Annotated in this window: 20 protein-coding genes and 4 pseudogenes; 17 read left to right on the plus strand and 7 right to left on the minus strand. The window is 70.8% G+C overall.

What is annotated here, in order from left to right; all coding sequences use genetic code 11:
* Positions 1-28 precede the first annotated feature (28 nt).
* Together ACFVXA_RS02610 and ACFVXA_RS02615 are read left to right on the plus strand one after the other, a co-directional pair.
* Positions 29-1,852, plus strand: a complete 1,824-nt coding sequence (locus ACFVXA_RS02610) for a glycosyltransferase (RefSeq protein ID WP_390023562.1) — start codon at positions 29-31, stop codon at positions 1,850-1,852.
* On the plus strand, positions 1,849-2,595 hold the full coding sequence (locus tag ACFVXA_RS02615; RefSeq protein ID WP_390023564.1) for a polysaccharide deacetylase family protein: 747 nt from the start codon (positions 1,849-1,851) through the stop codon (positions 2,593-2,595). Before ACFVXA_RS02610 ends, ACFVXA_RS02615 begins: the two co-directional genes overlap by 4 nt.
* Before the next feature lie 7 nt (positions 2,596-2,602).
* Here the strand turns inward: ACFVXA_RS02615 and ACFVXA_RS02620 are convergent, their stop codons facing one another.
* Both ACFVXA_RS02620 and ACFVXA_RS02625 read right to left on the minus strand, forming a co-directional pair.
* Positions 2,603-3,316, minus strand: coding sequence for a class F sortase (locus tag ACFVXA_RS02620; RefSeq protein WP_362018488.1), 714 nt, complete (start codon positions 3,314-3,316; stop codon positions 2,603-2,605).
* A gap of 146 nt (positions 3,317-3,462) precedes the next feature.
* The gene (locus ACFVXA_RS02625; protein WP_390023566.1) at positions 3,463-4,449 is read right to left on the minus strand and encodes a hypothetical protein; all 987 of its coding nucleotides are present in this window, start codon (positions 4,447-4,449) and stop codon (positions 3,463-3,465) included.
* A 416-nt stretch (positions 4,450-4,865) separates the two neighbouring features.
* Here ACFVXA_RS02625 and ACFVXA_RS02630 point away from each other — a divergent pair, with 416 nt between their 5' ends.
* On the plus strand, positions 4,866-6,680 hold the full coding sequence (locus tag ACFVXA_RS02630; RefSeq protein WP_362018492.1) for an amino acid permease: 1,815 nt from the start codon (positions 4,866-4,868) through the stop codon (positions 6,678-6,680).
* 168 nt (positions 6,681-6,848) lie between these two features.
* Here ACFVXA_RS02630 and ACFVXA_RS02635 read toward each other — a convergent pair.
* A pseudogene (locus tag ACFVXA_RS02635) lies at positions 6,849-7,271 on the minus strand (SAM-dependent methyltransferase); the annotation flags it as partial.
* An 18-nt stretch (positions 7,272-7,289) separates the two neighbouring features.
* On the opposite strand from ACFVXA_RS02635, the pseudogene ACFVXA_RS02640 reads away from it, so the two are divergent.
* The 4 genes and pseudogenes from ACFVXA_RS02640 to ACFVXA_RS02655 all read left to right on the plus strand — a co-directional run.
* Positions 7,290-7,964, plus strand: a pseudogene (locus ACFVXA_RS02640) (hypothetical protein); the annotation flags it as partial.
* Complete coding sequence (locus ACFVXA_RS02645) at positions 7,961-8,650, plus strand: YdcF family protein (protein ID WP_389934444.1); 690 nt, start codon at positions 7,961-7,963, stop codon at positions 8,648-8,650. The pseudogene ACFVXA_RS02640 and the gene ACFVXA_RS02645, both read left to right, overlap by 4 nt.
* A complete protein-coding gene (locus tag ACFVXA_RS02650) occupies positions 8,592-9,404 on the plus strand; it encodes a WbqC family protein (RefSeq protein WP_390023568.1) in 813 nt (270 codons plus the stop codon). The genes ACFVXA_RS02645 and ACFVXA_RS02650 overlap by 59 nt, the downstream gene beginning before the upstream one ends.
* Positions 9,401-9,955, plus strand: coding sequence for a flavoprotein (locus ACFVXA_RS02655; protein WP_390023570.1), 555 nt, complete (start codon positions 9,401-9,403; stop codon positions 9,953-9,955). Before ACFVXA_RS02650 ends, ACFVXA_RS02655 begins: the two co-directional genes overlap by 4 nt.
* On the opposite strand, the pseudogene ACFVXA_RS02660 reads toward ACFVXA_RS02655, so the two are convergent.
* Positions 9,956-10,255: pseudogene (locus ACFVXA_RS02660) on the minus strand (mobilization protein); the annotation flags it as partial.
* Here ACFVXA_RS02660 and ACFVXA_RS02665 point away from each other — a divergent pair.
* Positions 10,254-10,784, plus strand: a pseudogene (locus ACFVXA_RS02665) (tyrosine-type recombinase/integrase); the annotation flags it as partial. The pseudogenes ACFVXA_RS02660 and ACFVXA_RS02665 overlap by 2 nt on opposite strands.
* Before the next feature lie 67 nt (positions 10,785-10,851).
* Here ACFVXA_RS02665 and ACFVXA_RS02670 read toward each other — a convergent pair.
* Positions 10,852-11,487: a hypothetical protein gene (locus ACFVXA_RS02670; protein ID WP_362018501.1), complete on the minus strand. Its 636-nt coding sequence runs from the start codon at positions 11,485-11,487 to the stop codon at positions 10,852-10,854.
* Positions 11,488-11,873: 386 nt separating this feature from the next.
* On the opposite strand from ACFVXA_RS02670, the gene hemL reads away from it, so the two are divergent.
* The 9 genes from hemL to ACFVXA_RS02715 all read left to right on the plus strand — a co-directional run bounded on the left by hemL (position 11,874) and on the right by ACFVXA_RS02715 (position 20,632).
* Positions 11,874-13,190 (plus strand): glutamate-1-semialdehyde 2,1-aminomutase, encoded by a 1,317-nt coding sequence (gene hemL, locus ACFVXA_RS02675; protein ID WP_383736609.1) that lies wholly within the window; start codon positions 11,874-11,876, stop codon positions 13,188-13,190.
* Positions 13,187-13,882, plus strand: a complete 696-nt coding sequence (locus ACFVXA_RS02680) for a histidine phosphatase family protein (protein WP_362018505.1) — start codon at positions 13,187-13,189, stop codon at positions 13,880-13,882. Before hemL ends, ACFVXA_RS02680 begins: the two co-directional genes overlap by 4 nt.
* Positions 13,883-14,124: 242 nt before the next feature.
* Positions 14,125-15,372: a hypothetical protein gene (locus ACFVXA_RS02685; protein ID WP_389745504.1), complete on the plus strand. Its 1,248-nt coding sequence runs from the start codon at positions 14,125-14,127 to the stop codon at positions 15,370-15,372.
* Between the two features lie 66 nt (positions 15,373-15,438).
* A complete protein-coding gene (locus ACFVXA_RS02690) occupies positions 15,439-16,062 on the plus strand; it encodes a TlpA disulfide reductase family protein (protein WP_362018509.1) in 624 nt (207 codons plus the stop codon).
* Between the two features lie 21 nt (positions 16,063-16,083).
* The gene (locus ACFVXA_RS02695; protein ID WP_362018991.1) at positions 16,084-16,845 is read left to right on the plus strand and encodes a cytochrome c biogenesis protein CcdA; all 762 of its coding nucleotides are present in this window, start codon (positions 16,084-16,086) and stop codon (positions 16,843-16,845) included.
* A gap of 3 nt (positions 16,846-16,848) precedes the next feature.
* Positions 16,849-18,672, plus strand: coding sequence for a cytochrome c biogenesis protein ResB (locus ACFVXA_RS02700; RefSeq protein WP_390023572.1), 1,824 nt, complete (start codon positions 16,849-16,851; stop codon positions 18,670-18,672).
* Positions 18,669-19,763 carry a c-type cytochrome biogenesis protein CcsB gene (gene ccsB, locus ACFVXA_RS02705; protein ID WP_362018513.1) on the plus strand — a complete coding sequence of 365 codons (1,095 nt, stop codon included), beginning with the start codon at positions 18,669-18,671 and terminating at the stop codon, positions 19,761-19,763. The genes ACFVXA_RS02700 and ccsB overlap by 4 nt, the downstream gene beginning before the upstream one ends.
* Before the next feature lie 156 nt (positions 19,764-19,919).
* Entirely contained in the window at positions 19,920-20,108 is a 189-nt protein-coding gene (locus tag ACFVXA_RS02710; protein ID WP_390023574.1) for a hypothetical protein, read from the plus strand.
* A 38-nt stretch (positions 20,109-20,146) separates the two neighbouring features.
* A complete protein-coding gene (locus ACFVXA_RS02715; protein ID WP_390023576.1) occupies positions 20,147-20,632 on the plus strand; it encodes an SRPBCC domain-containing protein in 486 nt (161 codons plus the stop codon).
* Here the strand turns inward: ACFVXA_RS02715 and ACFVXA_RS02720 are convergent.
* Positions 20,629-22,173: an ABC transporter substrate-binding protein gene (locus tag ACFVXA_RS02720; RefSeq protein WP_390023578.1), complete on the minus strand. Its 1,545-nt coding sequence runs from the start codon at positions 22,171-22,173 to the stop codon at positions 20,629-20,631. The two genes, ACFVXA_RS02715 and ACFVXA_RS02720, sit on opposite strands and share 4 nt — an antisense overlap.
* A gap of 22 nt (positions 22,174-22,195) precedes the next feature.
* Positions 22,196-24,286, minus strand: coding sequence for a hypothetical protein (locus tag ACFVXA_RS02725; RefSeq protein WP_389934429.1), 2,091 nt, complete (start codon positions 24,284-24,286; stop codon positions 22,196-22,198).
* Positions 24,287-24,295 lie beyond the last annotated feature (9 nt).

The raw sequence follows: 24,295 nt of genomic DNA on the forward strand, positions 1-24,295 counted from the left end.
CCCGTACCACCTCGGAGGCTGATCTGCTGTGCCGTACCTCGACAATCCGGCGGACGGACAGCCGGGTGTGCCGTCCGCGGTGGATATCGGCGGACCGCGACCGCGGCGGATCACCGTCATATCCGCCGGCATGGGCGCCGGGCACGACGGCGCCGCGACGGAACTCACCCGCCACCTCGCGGCCTTGGGCTTCCACGTCGACCGGCACGACTTCCTCGACCTCCTCCCCGCCGGCACGGGCAAGCTGCTCTGCGCCTCCTACCACCGCCTGCTGACCTGGGTCCCCGCGGGCTACCAGCGCCTCTACGCCGCCACCGAGCACGACCGCCGTCCCAGCCCCGCCGTACGGGTCCTGCTGCGCGGGGCGCGCCGCCGCACTCTCGCCACCGTCACCGCCGACACCCGCGCGGTCGTGTCGACGTACCCCGGAGCCAGCCAGGTCCTCGGCGCGCTGCGGCTGCGCGGCCGGCTCGCGATACCGGCCCTGACCTACCTCACGGACTTCTCCGTCCACTCCCTCTGGGTCGCGCCCGGCATCGACGCGCACCTCGCCGCGCACGCGGTACCCGCCGCCCAGGCGCACGAGCAGGGGGCCGTGGGCGTCACCGTGACCGGGCCCCTGACCGACCCGCGCTTCACCCCCGCCACCGAGGCCGACCGGCGCGCCGCCCGCGCCCGTTTCGCTCTGCCCGAGGCCGCGCCGCTGGCCCTGCTCGTCGCCGGCTCGTGGGGGGTGGGACCGGTGCGGGAGGCCGCCGCCGAGATCCGCGACACCGGAGTCGCCGAGCCCGTCGTGGTGTGCGGCCGCAACCACGCCCTCGCCGAACGGCTCCGCGCGGACGGCATCACCCACGTCCACGAGTGGGTCGACGACATGCCCGGCCTCATGCACGCCTGCGACGTCCTCGTCCAGAACGCCGGCGGGCTCACCTCCCTGGAGGCGCTCGCCAGCGGACTCCCGGTCGTCAGCTACCGCTGCATCCCCGGCCACGGCCACACCAACGCCGCAGCGCTGGAGGAGGCGGGCCTGGCCCCCTGGATCCGCGAACCCGACCACCTGGCACCGATCCTGGCCGAACTCCTGCACGGCCCGCGCCGCGAGACCCAACGCGCGGCCGGTCTGGCCCTGTACGCCTCCGCCGCGGCCGGGCCCGCCCAGACCGTCGCCGCCGTGGCCGGACGCCCGCCGTCCGTCGTACGGGCGAAGGCGAGAGCGAGAGCGAGGGCGTGGGGTCGTACGGTTGCGGTGCCCTCCGAGGGGCCGGGGCTCACGGCTGCCGTACGGCCCGGGGCGCCGGGCCTCCCGGGCGCCGTACCGTCCGGGGCGCCGGGCCCTGCGGCCCGCGTAGTGCCCGATCAGGTGCGCCGACGGGCTGCCGTGCGCCGCGCGATACCGGGTCTTCCGGCCGCCGCACGGCACGCGGAGCCGGGTCTCCCGGTAGGTAATCGGCGTGCCGAGCCGGGTCTCCCGGCAGGTTACCGGCGCGTGGAGCCGGGTCTCCCGACAGGTAACCGGCGTGCCGAGCCGGGTCTCCCGGTAGGTAACGGGCGCGTGGAGCCGGGCCTTCACGCCGTGTTGCGGCGTGTCATGCCGGCTCGCCCCGCCGCGGGGTCCGCCGCGCCGGTGCTCACTGAGTCGGCGGCAACCGGGCTCGGCGCGTCGGCCGTCGCCCGGCCCCGCCCCTCGACCCGGCGGACCCGGCGGACCCGGCGCCGGACGACTCTCATGCTGGCCGCCGTCGCGGCCACCGTCTCGCTGGGCATCGGCGCGCCGCTCGCCGACGCCTACGGCGACGCGCCGGCCCACCACCTCGGAGCGCTCACCCACTACTTGGAGGACGACGACCGATGAGGGCGGACCAGCTCGCGCGCGCCGCGCGGTGGGCCGGGGCGGGTGCCCTGCCCGCACTCGCCGTCGCCCACGCCGCACCCGTGGTCTCCACCTTCGGCCCGCTCCGCAACCGGACCATGCCCCGGCTCGCCGGACGCGGCCGGCCGGATCACATCGCCCTCACCTTCGACGACGGCCCCGACCCGCTGTCCACCCCGCACTTCCTGCGGCTGCTGGACGCCCGCGGCATCCGCGCCACCTTCTTCCTGCTCGGCTCGATGCTGAACCGCGCACCGGGCCTGGCCAAGGAACTGGCCGCCGAGGGGCACGAGACGGGCATCCACGGCTGGCACCACCGCCCGCTGCTGCTGCGCGGCCCCCGCGCCACGTACGACGACCTCGCGCGCGCCCGCGACGCCGTCACCGAGGTCACCGGCCGGCCGCCCACGCTGTTCCGGCCCCCGTACGGGGTGATGAACACCTCCGCCCACCTCGCCTGCCGCCGCCTCGGGCTGACCCCCGTCCTGTGGACCGCCTGGGGCGAGGACTGGCGCAAACGGGCCACCCCGGACTCGGTCCACCGCACCGTCACCCGGGACCTGACCGGCGGCGGCACCGTTCTGCTGCACGACTCCGACTGCACCTCCGCCCCCGGTTCCTGGCGCACCACGCTCGCCGCGCTGCCCCGCATCCTCGACACCTGCGAGAGCCACGGCTGGGGGATCGGCCCGCTGCGCGAGCACGGCCTGCCGCACACACGCTGACCGGTGGTCAGACGAGGTGCGCGAAGACCACCAGGTTCTCGGTGTAGTCCTTCGCACTGTGGTCGTAGTCGCCGGCACAGGTGATCAGCCGGACCTGGGCGTTGGGGGTGTCGGCGTAGACGCGTTTGTCGGGGAAGTCGTCCTTCTCGAAGGTCTCGGCGCTGTCGACCACGAACGTGGCGGTACGCCCGTCGGCCCTTTTGACCTTGAACTTGTCCCCCTTCTCCAGGTCGCTGAGGCCCGCGAACACGGCCGCGGACGTCGCCGTGTCGACGTGCCCGGCGATGATCGCCGTACCGGCCTCCCCCGGAGACACGCCCTTGGCGTACCAGCCGACCAGGTTGGTGTCGCCGGCCGGCGGAGGCTGGAGCCTGCCCGACGAGCCGATGGCGAGAGCGGTGAACGGGGCGTCCACGTCGATCTTCGGGATGAGCAGCCGCGTCGGCCTGGAATGCGGCAGCGGCTTCCCCGCCTTGCCCGGGGCGTGCGCGCCCGGCGACGACGCCGGCGCCGCCGCGGTACCGGGCTTGGCGGAGCCGTCCACCGTCTTGTCGTGGCTGCCGAACAGACTCATCGCCAGGAAGACGATTCCAAGGCACCACACGAACAGCGGCACGCGAGGCCGGGAGCCCTGACCGGGAGGCCCGGACAGCCCGGTCAGCCCGGACGGCGCGGAGGGCCCGGACGTGGTCTCGGCGGGGGAAGGCAATCTGGCTGCCATGGGGTACCACCTCACTAGGACAGGGCAGCAGAGCGGACACAGCACAAAACGGGCACAGCGTCAGAAGGGCAGCGGCGGGAGAAGGTCCGGCCGGGCCGCCGCGAGGGGCACGGCGGCGGCCCGGGCTGTATGTCGTCAGGCATGGGTCACGACACACCTCCCCCCGTGTTCCTGCGGCGCAGCGCGTAGCCGCCGGCCGCGGCGACCCCGAGCACCGCCAGCCCACCGGCCGTGACACCCGGCGTGGCCAGCGCCCCGCCACCCGTGTGGACACCGCCGCTCGGCTTGTCGCGCTCGGAGTCGTCGTCGGAGTTGTCGTCGGAGTCGTCCTTGCCACCGCGGTCGGAGTCCGAGGAGTCCTTGTCCTTGTAGGTCTCCGGGTCGAACTTCTCGTCGTCCTTGTTCCAGTCGTCTCCGTTCGCGAGGGTCAGCGCACCGCCGCCGGTGTGCACGCCGCCGCTGGGCCTGCCGCGGTCGGAGCCGGAGTCGTCGTCGGAGTTGTCGCCGTGGTCGGAGCCGGAGTCGTCCTTGCTGTGGCTGGAGCCGGAATCGTCCTTGCCGTGGCTGGACCCGGAGTCGTCCTTGCTGTGTTCGTCGGAGCCGCTGCCGCTGCCGCTGCCGTGGTCGGAGCCGGAGTCGTCCTTCTTCTCGTCGTCGCTCTTGCTCCAGTCGTCACTGTTCACGAGGGTCAGGGCGCCGCCGCCGGTGTGCATGCCGCCGCTCGGCCTGCCGCGGTCGGAGCCGGAGTCGTCGTCGGAGCCGCTGCCGTGGTCGGACCCGGAGTCGTCCTTGCCGTGGTCGGAGCCGGAGTCGTCTTTGCCGTGGCTGGAGCTGGAGTCGTCCTTGCTGTGTTCGTCGGAGCCGCTGCCGCTGCCGTGGTCGGAGCCGGAGTCGTCCTTCTTCTCGTCGTCGCTCTTGCTCCAGTCGTCACTGTTCACGAGGGTCAGCGCACCGCCAGCCGTGTGCATCTGACCGCCCGGCTTGTCGTCGTTGCTTTCCTTGTCCTGCTCCTTGCTGTAGGAAGAGTCATCGTCGCTCCAGTCGCCCGCTGTGGCGGCATAGGCGCCAGGAGCGCCGATCGCGAGGGCGGCGGTGGCCGTCGCGGTAGCGAGGAGCATGCGGGCAGATCGCATCGTCGGAGTCCTTCCGTCGCAGCCGGGCAGCTGACCCCGCGTCAGCGTGTGGGGAACCCGGTCCCGACGTGATCCACCGTCAATCCGTCCCGCGCCGCTCACCACTCGAGCCGCGCACCTGGCGCACGCCCCCGGTCGCCCTCCCGCCCTGCCGGAGCCTGCGCGGGGGCCACCTGGATGACTTCTGACCTGGAGTTTCGCAGTAGCTCAGCAGCCGCCGTCCGGCCCGCGCCACGCCGTACGTATAACCCGATCGGTGGCAACACGACTGCGCACACGAGAGGGCGTCAGGACCGGCTGGGGCAGGGGGAGTCACCGTGTCCCGGCGCGCCCCCGCCCGGGCGCGTCCTTGCCGCCCGGCGCGGCGGGGGCCGGTCACACTGACCCCCAACAGCCCCCCACCCCCGAGGTCCCCGATGGCGTACGGCCTGGCCCGCCGCGAACTGCGGCCGAGAGTCCCGTTGCGGCACGGGGAGGGCGACAAGTACCACCTCACCAGTCTCGAAGGGCTGGCCGCGCTGTCGCTGGACGCGTTGAGCTCGGTCGCGTACGGGCCCGAGGCGATCGTGCTGGTGCTGGTCGCCGCCGGGACGGGCGCGCTGAGCGCGACGCTCCCCGTCACGCTGGTCATCGCCGCGCTGCTGGCGGTGCTCGTCGTGTCGTACGGGCAGGTGATCGCCGTGCACCCGGACGGCGGTGGCGCGTACGCCGTCGCCAAGAAGGACCTCGGGCCGACCGTCAGTCTGCTCGCGGCGGCCAGTCTCGTCGTCGACTACGTGCTGACCGTGGCCGTCAGCCTGGCGGCCGGCGCCGCCAGTCTCGCCTCCGCCTTCCCCTCTCTCGGCTCGCACCTCCTCGGCATCTGCCTCATCGGGCTCGCGCTGCTCACGGCGGTGAACCTGCGGGGCGTGGCCGAGAGCGCCCGGGTGCTGATGCTGCCGACGGTGCTGTTCATCGCGAGCATCCTCGGCATCGTCGTACTGGGGCTGGTGCGGGCCCACCCCGTCGCGGTCGTGGGCCATCCGCAGCCGGTGCACGCTACCGAGGCCCTGGGCGTCTTCCTCCTTCTCAAGGCGTTCTCCTCCGGCTGCTCCGCGCTCACCGGCGTCGAGGCCATCGCCAACGGGGTGCCCTCGTTCCGTGAGCCGCGCGTCAAGCGGGCCCAGCGGACCGAGCTGATGCTGGGCGCGCTGCTCGGGGTGATGCTGATCGGCCTGGCCCTGCTGATCCGCCGCGACCATGTGGCCCCGCGCGGCGGCGTGACCGTACTCGCGCAGCTCACGGCGGGCTCGTACGGGACGGGATGGCCGTACTACGCGACGAATCTCATCGTCACCCTCGCGCTCGCCTTCGCCGCCAACACCAGCTTCGGCGGGCTGCCCGTCCTGATGAGCCTGCTCGCCAAGGACCACCGGCTGCCGCATCTGTTCGGGCTGCGTACGGAACGGCCCGTGTACCGCTGGGGAGTTGTCGCCCTCGCCCTGCTGGCCGCGGTGCTGCTGATCGCGGTGAACGCCGACACCCACCGCATGATCCCGCTGTTCGCGATCGGCGTGTTCATCGGCTTCACCATCAGCCAGATCGGGCTCGTACGGCACTGGGCACGGGAGCGTCCGCCCGGCTGGCTGCGGCGCGCCGTGCTGAACGGAACCGGTGCGGTGCTGACCACGGTGGCCGGCCTGGTCCTGCTGACCACCAAGTTCCTGGCAGGCGCCTGGGTGGTGGTCGCCACCATCCCACTGCTGATGCTGCTGTTCGCCCGCATTCAGCGGTACTACACGGCGGTCGGCCGGGAGCTGGGCCTCGGGGAGATCCCGCCGCCCCCGCGCGTCACCGGCTCCCTCGTCATCGTGCCGGTCGGCGAGGTCAGCAGACTCACCCAGCACGCCCTGACGGCCGCCCGCGCCCTCGGCGACGAGGTCGTCGCGGTCGCCGTGCACGGAAACCCCGCCAAGGCCCGCGCTCTGGAGGAGACGTGGGCCCGCTGGGACCCGGGCGTACGCCTGGACATCATCGACAGCCCGCAGCGCTCACTGGTCCAGCCGATCGTCGAGTACGTGGAACGCGCCGCCCGGTCCGGCCACCAGATCGCCGTCCTCATCCCGGAAGTGGAACCTGTCCACCGCCGCCACCAGATCCTCCAGAACCAGCGCGGCCTCCTGCTGGCCGCCGTGCTCCGCTCCCGCACCGATGTCGTCGTGTGCGTGCTGCCGTACCGGCTGGGGTTCTGAGCCGGTCCAGGCGCAGGCCGCCGGATACGTGCGGACGACGCCACCGGAGGCCATGGTGCGGGTGTGGCCCACGCCCCCGGAGGCCATGGTGCGGTGTGGCCCACGGCCCCGGAGGCCATGGTGCGGTGTGGCCCACGCCCCCGGAGGCCATGGTGCGGGCCGGCGGGATCACCGGCCGTTCTTGCGGGCCACTCCGCCGTAGATGCCGATCGGCGGAGCGTCCCGCTTCGGGGGCTCGTCGGGCCGCCAGTCCGGGACCTGGACCAGGCCCGGTTCGACGAGGGTGAAGTCGCCGAAGAAGTCCAGGACCCGGGCGTGGGAGCGGAGGTTCAGGGTGGCGGTGGCCCTGTTGTAGACGGAGGCCGCGTCCTCGCGCCGGTCCTCGTGGATGTCGCCCGTGGCGTGCGACAGGACGAGGTAGGAACCGGTGGGCAGCGCGTCGCGCAGGGTGGCGACGATGCCGTCCGGGTCGTCCGCGTCGGAGAGGAAGTGCACGACGGCCACCAGCAGCAGCACCACCGGCCGGCCGAAGTCGATGGCCTCGCGCACCTCGGGGTGGTCGAGGACGGCCCGGGGATCCCGCAGGTCGGCCTGGGCAGCCGTGCACCCCACCAACTGGACGACAAGGGCCTCTATTTGTACGGCCGTTCCCTCGTGCTTCTTGGCGACCTCCAGCGCGATCAGGGCGCGATCCTTGGCCCACTCTCAGCCCGGCACTCCTATCTGACCGCTCGCGGCATGTTCACCGAGCTCGACATCCCGCGCCGGGTGGCCCAGATCGAGCTGTCCCTCGCTGTCGTCCAGGAGATGTCGGGCCAGCTGGAATCCTCCGCCCGCCACTACGAACTCCTCGCCGAGGACGAGCGCTTGAGCCTGCGCGACCGCGCCAGGGCCCGGCTCTGGGTGGGTACGGCGCTGAGCAAGGAGGGCGACAACGAGTACGCGACCGGCGTCATGGTCGAGGCCACTCGCTACTTCGAGGACCTTGGCGAGCCGGAGGACTGGTCGGTCGCCCACCAGAAGCTTGCCCTTGCCCACCGCGGCGCCGGCGACCTGAAGCAGGCCCTGCACTACCTCGGCATCGCGCGCACGACCGGCACGGTCGACTCCCCGATGCAGCGGGTGCGGTTGGACACCGCGTACGGGCACATCCTTCTGTCAGATGCGGCGACCCGGAATGATGGGCTGTCCGTCCTCGATCAGGCGGCACACGTGGCCCGGCAGTACGGGCTGAGCCACCAGCTGCGCAGCATCGAGGGCATCCGCAAGGACCAGCAGGGATGAGCCAGGGAGTGCCAGTGCCGGAGCACGAGCAGCGCCAGATCACCGACGAGCAGTTCCACGACGCGACGCTGATCTGGAACTACCACCAGATGGGCCACGAGCAGCGGCCCTGCTCGGCGGCGATCGGCCTGGGTAGCCACGACCTCGGGGTGGCTACCGCGGCCGCCGATCTGTACCGGGTGGGCCTCTTCCCGGTTGTGGTGTTCAGCGGCGGCAACAGCCCCACCACCCGCGCCCGTTTCCCGCGCGGCGAGGCGGTGCACTACCGCGAGCATGCGCTGAGCCTGGGTATGCCGGACGAAGCGATCCTGGTCGAGCCGAAGGCAGCCAACACTGGTCAGAACATCACGTTCTCCCGCGAGCTGCTGGCCGAGGCCGGCATCGCGGTGGAGTCGCTGCTGCTGATCTCCAAGCCGTACATGGAGCGCCGCTCGTACGCGACGTGCCGCCAGCTGTGGCCTGAGGCGGACGTCGTCTGCGCCTCCGAGCCACTGGAGTTGGACGACTACATCAAGTCCATCGGCGACGAGAAGCTCGTCGTCGACATGCTCGTTGGCGACCTGCAACGGGTGATCGAGTACCCGAAGCTCGGCTTCGCCGTCGAGCAGGGCGTACCGGGGGATGTGTATGACGCTTACGAGCGCCTTCTGCGCGACGGATTCGATAGCCGCCTCATCGGCACCTGACCCGTCCCACGCCGGTTCGCCGGGCGGGGTGTGCGCGATCCACCAACCGAACCTGTTCCCGCGGCTGTCCACGGTGGCGAAGCTGTACGCCGCAGACCGGTGGATCGTCCTCGACAACGTCCAGTTCGCCCGGCGCGACTACCAGCACCGGGCTCGTCTGGCGGCCCTGGACGAGCCCGCTCGGCAGCAGTGGCTCACGCTCCCGACCCGCCTTCCTCACGGGCGCCCGACACCGATCGACCAGGCACGGCTCGCCGAACCCGGCCAATCCCGTCGCACCGTCAGCCTGTTGACACGCCAGTACTACGGCCGCAGCCGCTACTGGCCCGCGGTGCGCGACGTCCTGGACGCGGTTCTCGATCAGTTCGAGGACACCGACCATGTATCCGACGTTGCCGAGGCGTCGACGGTCGCCCTGCTCGCCGCGTTGGGCTGGAGCGGCGAGATACTGCGCAGCAGCGCGATTCCGACCCGGTCGGGCCGGTCAGAGAGACTCGCCGACCTCGCTGCGGCCACCAGCAGCACCCACTACCTCTGCGGCACGGGCGGCTGGCGCTACCTCGACACTCAGGCGTTCGATGCCCACGACATCCAGGTGCTGTCCTTCCACACCCCTGCAGACACGGGCGACCCACTCTGGCGGTGGGGCCGCCACATCAGCAGCCTCTGGGCGCTGAGCCGGATCGGGCCGGAAGCCCTGGCTGCCCTGCTGGCGGCCCAACGAGACCATCGGCTTTTGGGGGGCTTCACGTGACCGAGCCGCAGGTGCCGGGCAAGAAGCCGTTCCTGTACGTCGTAGTGTGCGCGGCCGGGGTCGCCGGCGACGTCGGCAAGCTGATCACGGCCGCTCAAGAGGCAAACTGGGACGTCGGCGTGGTGGCCACTCCGCAGGGCCTGGGTTTCATCGACACGGAGGCGGTCGAGGCCCAGACCGGCTACCCGATCCGCTCTGCCTGGCGCTCGCCCGGCGATCCTCGTCCGCTGCCGCCCGCGGACGCCATCGCGGTGGCGCCGGCCACCTTCAACACGGTCAACAAGTGGGCGGCAGGGATCTCCGACACCCTTGCCCTGGGCATCCTGTGCGAGGCGTACGGCATGGGCGTCCCCACCGCCGTCCTGCCGTACGTGAACTCGGCCCAGGCCGCCCATCCCGCATACCGGGAGAGCCTGGAGCGACTGCGCGAGATGGGCGTCCTGATCGGCTCGTACGAGCCGCATCGACCGAAGGCCGGCGGCGGGGCCGACCGTTACCGCTGGGAAGAGGCGCTGGATCTGCTCACTCCCAAGGTGTCCGCGCGGCCGTAATCAGCGCCGCCGTCCTGGTGGTGGCTGCGGCGCTGGAGGGGCTGCCCCCGGTTGGACAGGAGCTGCCTGGCGTTGTGTGACGCTGCGAGCCCTGGCTGCCTCTGCTTGCGGACCCGGGGCGTGGCGTTCGCCGAGGCGGCGGATGCGCCAAGTCAGGGCGCGGGCGGGGCTGTGGGCGTCGTCCAGGGTGCGCTGGCCGAGCGCTCGATCGAGGACGGTGGCCGCGTTGTGTCCTGCCGCTTCTGCCTCGGCGAGCACGGTGGCGAGTGCGTCCCAGGCGGGGTCGTTGAGGATGCGCTTTCAGCTCGCCTCGGTCCTCAAGGCTCACATGAAGGAGTTCCCGCCGGTCGAGGCCACCCTGCCCTGGGGCAAGCCGGATGGTGAGCCGAAGTCCTTCCGCCTCCTCTTCGTCGATAAAAAGGGGCGGGCCTACAACCGCAGCGTCTTCAACATGGGCGACTGGAAACGCGCCCTTGCCGCTGCTGGCGTCATACCTCCTCGCGAGCGCGGAGCGAGGTACCTCCAAGCGGCCCCGGAGGATGGCATGCACGCTCTCCGGCACGCCTACGCCTCCGCGCTCCTGGACGCAGGGGAGAGCATCAAGGCGCTCTCCGAGTATCTCGGGCACTCGGACCCGGGTTTCACGCTGCGGACGTACACGCACCTGCTGCCGTCCAGCGAGACCCGCACCCGCAAGGCGATCGACGACGCCTTCACAGAAGCCGAGGGAGAAGCCGAGGCAGAGGACGAGGACGACCGGCCCGGCGCCCAGGGCACATCAGCGCCCCCAGCGAAACCCATGGGCCCTCAATGTGCCCTGGCCGCGTGACGGCCCCTCCCCCGCACCGAAAAGGGCGAGGCCCGAAGACCCCGCCCGCAACCAGTGAAACCCCAGATCACGGCCAAACAAGACAATAGGGCTGGTGCCCCGCCTCGTGCAGACGATGGCTGAAATCCTGCCACTCGTGGAGCAGCTGGTAGACGTTGAAGGCGTCGCGGGGGCCGCCGCGGTCGGGGACCGTGGACCAGATGAAGGCGGCCGCGCCGACGGCCTCCTCGCCGATGCCGCGGAGGGGGTCGACGACGGTCATGGGGAGCTTGACCACGGCGTAGTCGGGGTGCAGGACGACCAGCTCCAGCGGGGGCACCTTGTGGAGGGGGACGCCCTCGATGCCGGTGAGGACCATCGCGGCCATCGTCTCCGGCTTGATCTTGGTGAACATGCCGTTCATGCCGAGTTCGTCGCCGCCGAGCTCCTCGGGGCGCATCGAGATCGGGACGCGGGCCGCCGTCGCTCCGTCCGGCGCGCCGAAGTATTTGTACGTCACCCCCACCCGGCCACCATTCCCGCTCCCCGCCCGCAGTCGCTCGACCGTGCGGTCGAGCCGCTCGGCGTCACCAGCCTGCGATCCTTGTGTCTGCCCAGCCCGGGTCTCGGCCGCTTCCTCCGCCTCGCGTCGGTGCCTTCCCCGCCGGGCACGCCGAGGACCGAGGTCATCGGTCCCCTCGCCCAGTCCGCCACCGCGATGCATATCTCCACCCGACTGCTTTTCTAAGGCGCGCGACCCCCGCCACGCAACCCGATCATCGTGACAGTGACCTCCCCCACGGCCGCACGCCGAAACGTGCGCTGAAACACCTGTCCGCAGGATCTACGCGACCTCTGAACACCCTGATTCATGTGAGCTGTCCGTACCAGGCCCCAGTTTCGCAGATGGCCGGGGGCGACGCCCGGTCGTCGTACCCGGGATCGGCTCCACCGGACCCCGCGATGGCCGGGATCTTCCGTACGAGGAGCCGTACGTGGCGTCGGGATCCCGCGTTCACCGGCCCTCCGCTCTCCGCTCACGGCCGTCCCGGGCCGCTGGCCTACCCTGAGGAGGTCACTAGCCCCCCGGAGTCGGAGACGTCGCAGGTCATGACCGAACTGCCTTATCCCTACGAAGCCCCAGTCTCGCAGTCGCTGTTCGACCGTGCGGCGGCCGTCACACCCGGCGGCGTGAACTCTCCTGTGCGCGCCTTCCGCGCCGTGGGCGGTACGCCCCGGTTCATGGTGTCCGGCACCGGTCCGTACCTGACCGACGCCGACGGCCGTGAATACGTCGACCTCGTCTGTTCCTGGGGGCCGATGATCCTCGGACACTCCCACCCCGAGGTCATCGCCGCCGTCCAGGAGGCCGTCTCCCGCGGTACGTCCTTCGGTACGCCGGGTGAGGGCGAGGTCGCTCTCGCCGAGGAGATCGTCGCGCGCGTCGAGCCCGTCGAGCAGGTCCGGCTCGTCTCCAGCGGCACCGAGGCGACCATGTCCGCCATCCGTCTCGCCCGCGGCTTCACCCGGCGGGCCAAGGTGATCAAGTTCGCCGGCTGCTACCACGGGCATGTCGATTCGCTGCTCGCCGCGGCGGGGAGCGGGCTGGCGACCTTCGCGCTGCCCGACACTCCCGGTGTCACCGGGGCCCAGGCCGGCGACACCATCGTCCTCCCCTACAACGATCTCGAAGCCGTGCACGCCGCCTTCCACGCGCACCCCGGCGAGATCGCCTGTGTGATCACCGAGGCCTCGCCCGGGAACATGGGGGTCGTGCCGCCGAGGCCCGGGTTCAACCAGGGGCTCAAGGACGCCTGCGCGAAGAACGGCGCCCTGTTCATCTCCGACGAGGTCATGACGGGCTTCCGTACCAGCAAGGCCGGTTGGTACGGGATCGATGGTGTACGTCCGGATCTCATGACCTTCGGCAAGGTCATGGGCGGTGGCTTCCCCGCCGCCGCCTTCGGTGGCCGGCAGGACGTCATGGCGCACCTCGCCCCCGCAGGGCCGGTGTACCAGGCGGGCACGCTGTCCGGTAACCCCGTCGCCACCGCCGCCGGGCTCGCCCAGCTGCGGCTGCTCGACGACGCCGCGTACGAGAAGGTCGACGCGGTGTCGGAGCGGATCCGGGCGCTGGTGACCGAGGCGCTCACCAAGGAGGGCGTGGCGCACCGGCTGCAGCACGCCTCCAACATGTTCTCCGTCTTCTTCACCGGGCGCGAGGTGCGCGACTACGAGGACGCCAAGGCACAGGAGTCCTTCCGGTACACGGCGTTCTTCCACGCGATGCTGGCGCAGGGCGTGTATCTGCCGCCGTCCTCCTTCGAGTCGTGGTTCGTGTCCACGGCCCATGACGAGCAGGCGGTTCAGCGGATCGCCGACGCCCTTCCGGCGGCGGCGCGGGCAGCGGCGGAGGCCGGCGCATGAGCGACAACATCAACGGCGACCAGGACATCACCGTCGTCCACCTGATGCGGCACGGCGAGGTCGCCAACCCCGACGGGGTGCTGTACGGGCGGTTGCCCGGCTACCACCTCTCCGAGCTCGGGCGGCAGATGGCCGACCGGGTCGCCGACCACCTCACCTCGCGCGACGTCACCTATGTCGTCGCCTCGCCGCTGGAGCGGGCGCAGGAGACCGCCACCCCGATCGCCAAGGCGCACGGGCTGGACCTGGCGACCGACGGGCGGCTCGTCGAGGCCGAGAACGTCTTCCAGGGCAAGACCTTCGGAGTCGGCGACGGCGCGCTGCGGCGGCCGGAGAACTGGAAGCACCTCGTCAACCCCTTCAAGCCGTCGTGGGGTGAGCCGTACGTCGACCAGGTCGTCCGCATGATGGGGGCGCTGGACGCCGCCAAGGACGCCGCCCGCGGGCATGAAGCGGTGCTGGTCAGCCATCAGTTGCCGATCTGGATCGTGCGCAGCTACGTGGAGAAGCGGCGGTTGTGGCACGACCCGCGCAAGCGGCAGTGCACGCTGGCGTCCCTCACGACCTTCACCTACCGCGGCGACAAGATCGTGTCCGTGGGCTATACCGAGCCCGCCCGCGATCTCGTCCCGGCCCATCTCCTCGCGGGCGCCAAGCCGGTGAAGGGGAAGGACAAGGCATTCGGAGCGTGACGGCTCCGACGGGCTGTTGGGGCTGACCGGCCGGGCCTGGCGGCCGGTCCTCGGGGGAGTGCGTACGGCTGCCTGCAAGGCGTACGCCCCGTCACCAAGCGTATGGATTCATTCCATATGAGCGCTTCTTCGCAAAATCAGATGAATATGCGTCGGTTTGGCGGAACCGCTATCTTCGCCGCGCCCTCTCACTAGGTGCCAGCTGGGAGCCAGCTGAGAGGGCGCGATGAGATGGGGACCGCATGCGGGACATCAGCCGGAGGGGAATGATCGGCCTCGGGGCAGGTGCCACGGCCGCGCTGGGACTTGCCGCGTGCGGTACCGCACAGCTAGACGGGCCGAGCCGGGGCGGCGGTTCCAAGAGCGGGCGGCCCGGCGTGCCCAAGGCCACCGCACGTCCCATCGGTGACGGCTCCACATCCTTCACCGGCAAGCAGCTGAACCAGCCGAAGTCGCCCGAGCCGCTGGAGCCGGGCGAGACCCCTCCGCAGTTCGTGATCTTCTCCTGGGACGGTGCCGGAGAGGTCGGGACCGGTCTCTTCGACCGCTTTCTCGAACTCGCCAAGGACCACGACGCCCACATGACGTTCTTTCTCTCGGGGCTGTATCTGCTCCCCGAGTCGAAGAAGCGCATGTACCTGCCGCCCAACAACCCCCGGGGCGCCTCGGACATCGGCTATCTCACCGACGAGCACATCAGGTCGACGCTGAAGCTCGTCCGCCGGGCCTGGCTCGACGGCCACGAGATCGGCACCCACTTCAACGGCCACTTCTGCGCCGGCTCCGGCACGGTCGCCAACTGGACGTCCGCGCAGTGGCGCAGCGAGATAGATCAGGCGAAGTCCTTCGTCAAGGAGTGGCGGACCAACACGGGCTGGACCGATCTGCCCGCGCTGCCCTTCGACTACGAGAAGGAACTCGTCGGCGGCCGCACCCCCTGTCTGCTCGGCCAGAACAACCTGCTGCCCACCGCCAAGGAGCTCGGCTGGCGTTACGACGCCTCCTCGCCCGGCGGCCGCCAGCGCTGGCCGCAGAAGAACCAGGGGCTGTGGGACTTCCCGTTGCAGGCGATGCCGTTCCCGGGGCACAGGTTCGAGGTGCTCTCGATGGACTACAACATCCTCGCCAACCAGTCGGTCAACACGACCAGGGCGCCCTCGTACAACTACCCGGCCTGGCGCACCCAGGCGGCCCAGTCCTACATCGCCGGTTTCAAGCGGGCATACAAGACAAATCGCGCACCCTTCTTCATAGGCAACCACTTCGAGGAGTGGAACGGCGGCATCTACATGGACGCCGTGGAAGAGGCGTTCAAGCACATCGCGCGCGAGAAGGAGGAGGGTGCGGACGTACGGCTCGTGTCCTTCCGGCAGTTCACCGACTGGCTGGATGTGCAGAAGCCCGAGGTGCTCGCCAAGCTCCAGTCGCTGGACGTGGGGCAGCAGCCGGCCGGCGGCTGGAAGTCCTACCTGGGTGGACAGGCCGCCTGATATGCGGGTTTCCGTCCGCAAGGGGGGTGCGGAAGATCCCCGAAACGGGCATGCGAAACTTTTCACATGAGTGCCGCCTGCCGTGCCGACCAGCGCCCGAACCGCACCCGTAGCCGCGCCGCCCTGTTCACCGCCGGGGCCGCCGTCGCGGCGCTCGTCCTGTCCGCCTGTGGCTCCGGGGGTACCTCCGGGGGAGCGGGCAACACCAACTTCGTCGCCGGCAAGAACGGTGTCGACACCGCGGCCAAGGGCCACCGGTCCGACGTCCCCGACCTCTCGGGCAAGACCATCGACGGCCGGCAGCTCGACGTCCGCGACTACAAGGGCAAGGTCGTCGTCCTCAACGTCTGGGGATCCTGGTGCGGGCCGTGCCGCGCCGAGGCCAAGAACCTGGAGACGGTGTACCAGGACACCAAGGGCCAGGGCGTGCAGTTCGTCGGGATCAACACCCGCGACAGCGACACCGGGCCGGCCGTGGCGTTCGAGAAGGAATTCGGGGTCACCTACCCGAGCCTGTACGACCCGACGGGCAAGCTGATGCTCCGCTTCAAGAAGGGCACGCTCAACCCGCAGTTGATCCCCTCCACGCTCATCATCGACCGGGACGGGAAGGTCGCGGCCCGGACGCTCCAGGCCCTCAGCGAAGACAGCCTGCGCAAGATGCTCGCCCCCGTCCTCGCGGAGAAGTGACCTGACGTGTCCCTTCTCGCCATGACCCTGGCCGAGACCACCGGCAGGAACGAGACGGTCTACAGCGGCGCCCTGCTGGTCGCCCTGCCGATCGCCGTGCTCGGCGGACTCGTCTCCTTCTTCTCGCCGTGCGTCCTGCCGCTGGTGCCCGGCTACCTCTCGTATGTCACCGGGGTCAGCGGCACGGATCTGGCGGACGCCAGACGGGGACGGATGACCGCGGGCGCGAGCCTGTTCGTGCTCGGTTTCACCGTCGTGTTCGTCTCCGGCGGCGCGCTCTTCGGGTACTTCGGCGCGACCCTGCACGACCACCAGGCCCTCCTGTCCAAGGTGCTCGGCGGAATCATGATCCTCATGGGCGTCTTCTTCATGGGTCTGATGCCCTGGCTCACCCAGCGCGAATTCCGCTTCCACAAGCGGCCGGTGAGCGGTCTGGTGGGCGCTCCGATACTCGGCGCGCTCTTCGCGATCGGCTGGACCCCCTGCCTCGGCCCGACCCTCGCCGCCGTGCAGGGCCTCGCGATGACCCAGGCGGGCGCCGGCCGAGGCGCCATACTGACCGTCGCGTACTGCCTCGGTCTCGGCATCCCCTTCGTCCTCACCGCGGTCGCTTTCCGCAAGGCGCTCGGCGCCTTCACCTGGGTCAAGCGCCACTACACGTGGGTGATGCGGATCGGCGGCGGCATGATGATCGCGACCGGACTGCTGCTGCTCACCGGTGCGTGGGACAGCATCGTGCAGCAGATGCAAACCTGGTCCGACGGCTTCACGGTAGGGATCTGACCCATGAGCACCACTGACACCGGCGAGACGCCCGAGACCGCCAGGACGCCCGATCCGGTGGCCGCCAAGCGCCACATCGGCGTGGCCGCCGACGGCGAACTCGGCGAAGCCGGGTCCCAGCTGTCCACCGCCCCGGTGGAGACGGCGATGCCCGGCTCCTTCGGCGGGGTGCGGGGCCCCGGGGCCGCCGGATGGCTGACCTGGACCGCCCGGGAGGTCATCGGCTGGGCCCGCTGGTTCTGGCGGCAGCTGACGTCCATGCGGGTCGCGCTGATCCTGCTCTTCCTGCTGTCGCTCGGGGCGATCCCCGGATCGCTCATCCCGCAGTCCGGGACCGACGCGCAGAAGGTGGCGGACTTCAAGGACGCGCACAGCCTGCTGGGGCCGGTCTACGACAGGCTCGGGCTGTTCCACGTCTACAGCTCCGTGTGGTTCTCGGCGATCTACATCCTGCTCTTCGTCTCGCTCATCGGCTGCATCGTGCCCCGCACCTGCCAGTTCGTGGGGCAGCTGCGCGGTCGTCCGCCGGGCGCGCCGAAGCGGCTGACCCGGCTTCCCGCGTACGCGACCTGGCGCACCGCGGCCGAGCCCGAGCAGGTCCGCGAGGCCGCCCTCAAGGTGCTCAAGCGGCGCCGGTTCCGCGCGCATGTCGCCGGGGACGCGGTCGCCGCCGAGAAGGGCTATCTGCGCGAGACCGGCAACCTGCTCTTCCACATCGCGCTGATCGTCATGCTGGTCGCCTTCGCCTGGGGCCAGCTCTTCAAGTCCGAGGGCAACAAGCTGATCGTCGAGGGCGACGGGTTCTCCAACACCCTCCTCCAGTACGACGACTTCAAGTCGGGCAACCTCTTCAGCAACGACGACCTCACGCCGTTCAGCTTCGACCTCAAGAAGTTCACCGGCACGTACGAGCGGACCGGGCCGAACAAGGGCACCCCGCGCACGTACCAGGCGGACATCACCTACAGCGTGGGCGCCTACGGCAAGGAGAAGAGGACCACTGTCAGGGTCAACGAGCCGCTGAAGATCGGCGACTCGAAGGTCTACCTGGTCAGCCACGGCTACGCGCCCGTCGTCACCGTCCGGGACGGCAAGGGCAAGGTCGTCTTCCACCAGGCGGTGCCGATGCTGCCGCTGGACTCGAACGTCACCTCGCAGGGCGCGATCAAGGTCATGGACGGCTACCGGAACGGGCAGGGGCGGAGCGAACAGCTCGGCTTCTCCGCCTTCTTCGTGCCGACCTTCGCGGGTGCGGGCAAGGGCACGATGTTCTCCCAGTTCCCCGCGCTCGACTTCCCCGTGCTCGCGGTGTCCGGCTTCCACGGCAGCCTCGGGGTCAACTCGGGCATCCCGCAGAACGTGTACCAACTCGACACCTCCCAGATGAAGCAGTTCAAGGATTCGAAGGGCAACATCCTCAAGAAGAGGCTGCTGCCCGGCGAGACCATGACGCTGCCGAACGGCGCCGGCTCGATCACCTTCGACAAGGAGATCAAGGAGTGGGCCGGCTTCCAGGTCACCCAGCAGCCCGGCAGCGACTGGGCGCTGGCCGGAGCCTTCGCCGCGATCTTCGGTCTCGCCGGGTCGCTGTTCATCCAGCGCCGTCGCGTCTGGGTCCGGGCCACCACCGGCGCCGACGGTGTCACCGTCGTCGAGATGGCGGGCCTGGGCCGCAGCGAGTCCGCGAAGCTTCCCGAGGAACTCGGCGACCTGGCCGCGCTCGTGCACGAACAGGCGCCCACCAAGACCGACGTGGACGAAGACGCAGCAGACGAAACGCACCCCGACGTCGAACCCCCCGTACCTGCCGAAGGGGCTGAGAAGTGACTCTCGCCACCGCCACCAACGAACACCTCGCCAATATCAGCAACACGCTGGTCTACTCCGCGATGGCCGTCTACACACTGGCCTTCTTCGCGTACATCGCCGAGTGGCTCTTCGGCAGTCGCAGCAAGGTGGCCCGCACGGCCGCCGCGCTCACCTCCACGACGGAGCAGGCCGGGAAGGCCAAGTCCGCGGCTCCCGCGGTCACCGTGAAGTCGGCGGGCGGCACCAGCGTCCTGGAGCGGCCGCAGGTCGTCACCCGGTCCGCGATCGGCGCGCGTGACGTGCCCGACGGGCCCGGCGCGCACGGCGGGGACGAGCAGGGCGACCTCTACGGGCGTATCGCCGTGTCCCTCACCGTGCTCGCCTGGGCCGTGGAGGCGGCCGGTGTGGTCGCCCGCGCTCTGTCGGTGCAGCGGGCGCCGTGGGGCAACATGTACGAGTTCAACATCACCTTCTCCACCGTGGCCGTCGGGGTCTTCCTCACGCTGCTCGTGCTGAAGAAGAACGTCCGCTGGCTCGGCCTCCCCCTGGTCACCACGGTCCTCCTCGATCTCGGTCTCGCCGTCACTGTCTTGTACACCGCGAGCGACCAATTGGTTCCCGCGCTGCACTCGTACTGGCTCTACATCCACGTCTCGACCGCGATCATCTGCGGTGCCGTCTTCTACGTGGGCGCCGTCGGCACGCTGCTCTACCTCTTCAAGGACTCGTACGAGAACAAGCTCGCGAGCGGCGGTCAGCCCGGCCGCTTCGCGACCTCCGTCATGGAGCGGCTGCCCGCCTCGGCCTCGCTCGACAAGTTCTCCTACCGCGTGAACGCCGCCGTCTTCCCGCTGTGGACCTTCACGATCATCGCGGGCGCCATCTGGGCGGGCGACGCATGGGGCCGCTACTGGGGCTGGGACCCCAAGGAGACCTGGGCGTTCATCACCTGGGTCGCCTACGCCTGCTACCTGCACGCCCGCGCGACGGCCGGCTGGAAGGGCCGCAAGGCCGCCTACATCGCGCTGATCGCCTTCGGCTGCTGGCTGTTCAACTACTACGGGGTCAACATCTTCGTGGGCGGCAAGCACTCCTACGCCGGCGTCTGACGCCACCATCCGTACGGCCGAGGCCGGTTCCCGTGACCTGAGTCACGGGAACCGGCCTCCGTCGTACGGACAGGGGGAAGGTGTGGATACGACTCCGAGCACGTCACAAACTATGAGGAAACGCTGGACGCCGTGGACGCGGCGGGGCGGCGTGGGGTGGGGGTTGCGCGTGAGGACGGTGGGGAGCGCGAGGAGCTGATCTTCGACACGAAGACCAAGGAATACCTCGGCGAGCGGGTGATCGCCGTCGAGGATCTGCCCAGCGGCTTCAAGAAGGGACAGATCACCGGCACCAGCGCCATCCTGAACCGCACGGTCGTCGACAAGGCAGGTCAGCGGCCCTAAGGGGTGCGGAACGCGCGCCCACGGGCCACCCTGGTCTCATGATCCGACCCATCGACCGGCCATCGATTGACGAGGGCGACACCGAGCACCGGGGCGACGCGCGGGTCCTCCACTACCTGCTGCGGCTTCCCCAGCCTGTGGCGGAAGTCTGGACGGCACTGGCCACCCCCGAAGGCCTGCGGGGGTGGCTGGCCGCCGCCGACGTCCTCGAGCCCCGGCTCGGCGGGGACGTCACCCTGCGCGGGCTGGGCAGCGGGCGGATCACCGCCTGGGATGTGGAGCGGGTCGCCGAGTACAGCCTGGAGGGGCACGGGCGGGTCCGTTTCCATCTGGAGCCCGGGACGCCGGACGGGACCACGGTCCGCTTCACCCATGAGGTCGAGGGAGAGCGGGAGCCCCCGTGGCGCGCCCGCTTCGAGCGCCTGCTCAAGGCCCTCGAGGGCGAGGGCGAGGGCGAGGGCGAGGGGGCAGGCGAGGGCGAAGCCTCAGGTGAAGGGGAAGGGGAAGGCGCAGGCGGAGGCTAGGACGGCGGCAGGCACTCCCGTGCCGGAGGCTTTCCCTCCGGCCAGGCGATCTTCACGAAGCGCGTGCGGCTCTCGGGGGTCAGTTCCACGATCGGTACGGCCTTGTCGTACGGGTTGCCGTGGGCGTCCAGGCAGATCCAGCCGCTCGCCCCGTTGACCCGCAGCTGTCCGCCCTTCACCTGCGGCCACTGGAGCCCCACGTCCGCGAGGGCCGGGATCTGCCCGGTCGGCGACGCCCCGCGGATGCCGTGCACGGCCAGCCGCGTCGCGTCGTACGCGATGATCAGCTGGCCGTCGTACAGGGCGGCCTTGCCGATCGGGCCGACCGGTTCCCGCCCCGCGCTGTCCAGCAGCTCCTGGAGCACCTTGGCGTCGGCCGCGCTGCCGCCGGTCTTCGCGGTGTCGCTCAGCCAGGCGTCCGGGTGGGCGAGCGCCGTGTAACGGACGGTCAGCAAGGGGTCCTTGAGGGCGCGCGGGTCGAGGTCCTTGTCGCCGGCCAGATACGAGCCCTCGTCGCCGGTGAGCACCGTGAAGCGGCGGTCGACGCAGCCACGGGCGCCCAACGCGTTGATGAACTGCCGCAGTTGGGTGTGCCGGCCCGCGAAGAGGATGGTGTCGGTGCTCTTCGGCGTGGTGCACAGGATGGTGGTGATCTGCGCGAAGACGTTGGCGGTGCTGCCCTCCTTGCTGCGGTCGGCGGGCGGGGTGAACGGCTGGGCCTCGTACCGCGACCCCTTGAGCATCTTCTCGAAGGACTTCTGGAGGGTGCGTGTGTACGGGTCGCCCGTGCGGTCGTAGACCAGGAAGGCGCTGGTGGCCGACACCTTGGCGAAGGAGGCGAGGGCGCGGGCCTCGTCGGTGTTGGTGGGGGAGACCCGGGCGAGCCCGGGGTAGGGGTCCTTGCCGTCCTGGCCGTTGGCGAGGTCGTCGGCCGTGATCGAGCTCCCTATCACCGGGATCCCGCGGCGGGTCAGCTCCTTGACGGCCTTCTTGTTGTTGTCGGTGCTCAGGCCGACCCCGGTCACCGCGCGCAGCCGGTCGGGTGTCTTCGTCATGCGCTTCAGCTGGTCGACGGTCTGCTGCCAATAGGCCCCGGTGGCACCCGGGTTGGCCAGCACCAGCCGGATCTTCGGCTTCAGGCCGTTGGTGTCGTGGTTGGCCTGGTACTGGGCCAGATAGGCGCCCTGGAGCTCGTGCAGCACATCGCCCAGGTTGTCGGCGTCGGTCGCGGTGAAGGGTTCGAGCAGCGCGACGGTGACGTAACTCCCGGGCTGCAGGTGGTGGTTCTCGCGGTTGATGGCCTGCACCGTCTCGGCGAACTGAGGACGTCCGAAGGCGTACGTCGTCCACGAGACGCCCACGCACTCGTCGCTGCCCTTCGGCTGGACCACCCCCGGTGCGCAGGAGCGGTCCACCTTGGTGGCCGTCATGCCGCCCCACACGCCGAGGGCGACGAGGACGGCCGCGAGCGTCACGGCGACGTACCGGCGAAAACGTATCTCCCAGACGTCCTCACGCAGCCATCTCCACAAGCGTGCCATCACCAGCCCCTGTCCTGCGCCATTACTGAACCCCGTCCTCGTCGTCGCCCGGGATGCGGAAGGGGCGGCCCGCGAGGGCGTCCGACGGCCAGTCCCGGGAGGCCCGCCACAGCAGTGCGTTGCCCGCGGGCAGCAGATTCGACAGCTGCTCCAGCTCGAACCGCAGCCGGTCGGTCACCTTCGGGTCCGGCAGCACCAGCGGATCGGTCAACTGCCAGACCGCGTGCAGGAGTCGGCGCACCCGCAGATGGAGTACGGCGTCCACGCCGTCCGGCGGGCGCTGCTCCGCGTCCGTGTGGCCGAGCGCGACCGACGCCCGGTGGTCGTGACCGTCGAAGTCACGTCCGTCGGGGTCGTGCGCGTGGTAGTACGGCGCGGAGGCGATGAAGACCAGCGTGGACAGCCAGGCGCGGGTGTCGGTGCGCGGGAAGGTGTCGCGCAGATGCGCCACCGCGAAATCGGCTTTCCCCAGGGCCAGTTCGTGATGCAGCCGGTAGCGGGCGCTCTCGGGTGGGCCGTCGTCGCCGTAGTGGTCGATGAGCGTCCGGTGGGCGGCCCGCCACCGCTCGTGATCCGCGTCGCCGTGGTGCAGCCGCAGCAGGAGCAGCGCGCGCAGGAACGGATCGCCCACGAACTGTCCGTCGGCCGGCGCCCAGCCCTCCTGAGCGAGCCGCTCCTCCAGGCCGAGGACGCCCGAGGCGCCGAAGTCGTCCGGGAGCTGGGCCTCGGCGAGCACGCACGCCGACGTGTGGTCGTGGGCCGCCGCGAGCAAGGTCAGCTCGTCGAGACGGCCGCCGGGCACGAGCCGGGCGAGGAGTTCCTGGTAGGTGGGGTGGCCGTCGTGGTCCTCGTGGACGGTGACGTCGGTGGTGAGCAACTTGCCCAGGGAGGTCGCGCCTTGGGGAAGGTTCTGCCGCGCGGACTCGGCGAGCAGGGTGATGCCGAGGGGGCTGCCCCCGGTGAGCCGGTGGGTGGCGTGCGGGAGGTGCGGCGGCACCTCCGGGCCGTGGGTGGCGGCGCCCAGGAGGTGCAGCGTGTCGTCCGGCGTCAGCGGCGGCAGCGAGACGAGCAGCGCGCGGGAGGACGGCGAGGAGCCCGGTTCCCAGTCGGTCTGCCGGGCGAGCTCGGGCAGGGCGTGGCGGCCCGCGTTGCGCAGCGCCGGGTGGGTGTACCCGCGTAGAGCCGTGAAGAAGACGACCTGGTCGGCGATGCCGTCGTTGCGGTCGCGCAGCACCGGCTCCATGAGGCCGAGGCCCGCGGGCTCCTGCACGTTGTCGATGAGTACGACCGGGCGGCCCAGCCGGTGCGAGCGCTGCATCAGCCCCGCGTACGCGTCGTCGAGGTCGGCCAGCAGGGCCCGTACGAGATAGCGCTCGGCGTGCTTGCGGGAGTCGCCGCCCGCCCGGAAGTGGCCGGAGAGCAGGATCAGCCCGAGTTTCGGGTTGCCGCCCGCGTTCGGATAGTCGCGGTACCAGGTGGCGGCCCGGCGCAGCCGGCGGTGCGTGGGGCCGATCCCCTCGGCGAACGCCTCCAGGGTGGCCTCGATGATCGGTGCGATGACGGGGCCCGTCCCGCTCATCGAGGCGATGAGCTTGGCCACGACCTTGCTGACCCAGCGGCCCGCGAACCCGGACAGCCATGATCCCGTCTCGTTCAGCAGCAGGATCCGCTCGGCCTCCTGCCGGATGCGCGGCACGTCACGGTTGCTCCAGCCGCCCGCCGCGACGGCCAGCAGCCCGGACGCCAGCCGGGGAAAACCGATCCGCCCGGCGCCCGTCACCGGCTCGGCGAGCTGCTCCGCGACGGTGGTGAGCGCCTGTGCCACCGGGGACCAGGACTCCGCCGGCCGCTCCGGCGGCGGGACCGCGAACTTCGGATCCTCGCCGTCGACCAGCGCGACCGGGGTGTGCCCGCGATAGGCGTCGTACAGCTCGCGCAGCACGGCGCTCTTGCCGAGGCCCCGGCCGCCCGCGAACACCACGAACGGCAGCTCCCCGGGGTGCTCCGGCGCCGACGAGCGGAGCTGGTACGGACGCAGGCCGACGAGCCTCGGAGCGAGACCGGGCGGATCGGTGTCGAACAGCGCCCCCCGGCCGTGCAGCCCTGTGTGCACCGCATCTCC

This window comes from Streptomyces sp. NPDC058246 (assembly GCF_042881985.1).
In the GTDB taxonomy this organism is placed as follows: Bacteria; Actinomycetota; Actinomycetes; order Streptomycetales; family Streptomycetaceae; genus Streptomyces.